1 rRNA gene is annotated in these 1032 nt (G+C 56.8%); it reads left to right on the plus strand.

What is annotated here, in order from left to right:
- Window positions 1–1026: ribosomal RNA gene (locus ACIBG8_RS54670) — 23S ribosomal RNA — on the plus strand; the annotation flags it as partial.
- Between the last annotated feature and the right edge of the window lie 6 nt (window positions 1027–1032).

Raw genomic sequence — 1032 nt, forward strand, 5'->3', positions numbered from 1 at the left:
GCGAAGGTGAGAACTTAAGCGCCGGTAAACGGCGGTGGTAACTATAACCATCCTAAGGTAGCGAAATTCCTTGTCGGGTAAGTTCCGACCTGCACGAATGGCGTAACGACTTCCCCGCTGTCTCAACCGCAGACCCGGCGAAATTGCACTACGAGTAAAGATGCTCGTTACGCGCAGCAGGACGGAAAGACCCCGGGACCTTCACTACAGCTTGACATTGGCGTTTGGAACGTCTTGTGTAGGATAGGTGGGAGACTAGGAAGCTGCCACGCTAGTGGTGGTGGAGTCATTGGTGAAATACCACTCTGGTCGTTTTGAACGTCTAACCCTGGTCCGTGATCCGGATCGGGGACAGTGTCTGGTGGGTAGTTTAACTGGGGCGGTTGCCTCCTAAAATGTAACGGAGGCGCCCAAAGGTTCCCTCAGCCTGGTTGGCAATCAGGTGTCGAGTGTAAGTGCACAAGGGAGCTTGACTGTGAGACTGACGGGTCGAGCAGGAGCGAAAGCTGGGACTAGTGATCCGGCATCGGCATGTGGAAGCGGTGTCGCTCAACGGCTAAAAGGTACCCCGGGGATAACAGGCTGATCTTCCCCAAGAGTCCATATCGACGGGATGGTTTGGCACCTCGATGTCGGCTCGTCGCATCCTGGGGCTGGAGTAGGTCCCAAGGGTTGGGCTGTTCGCCCATTAAAGCGGTACGCGAGCTGGGTTTAGAACGTCGCGAGACAGTTCGGTCCCTATCCGCTGCGCGCGCAGGAGACTTGAAAGGAGCTGTCCCTAGTACGAGAGGACCGGGACGGACGAACCTCTGGTGTGCCAGTTGTACCGCCAGGTGCACGGCTGGTTGGCTACGTTCGGAAGGGATAACCGCTGAAAGCATCTAAGCGGGAAGCTCGCCTTGAGATGAGGTCTCCCACCACGAGAGTGGGTAAGGCTCCCAGTAGACGACTGGGTTGATAGGCCGGAGGTGGAAGCACGGTAACGTGTGGAGCTGACCGGTACTAATAGGCCGAGGACTTGACCACAAAGCA

The sequence above is a fragment of the Nonomuraea sp. NPDC050556 genome (assembly GCF_044457355.1).
GTDB lineage: Bacteria > Actinomycetota > Actinomycetes > Streptosporangiales > Streptosporangiaceae > Nonomuraea.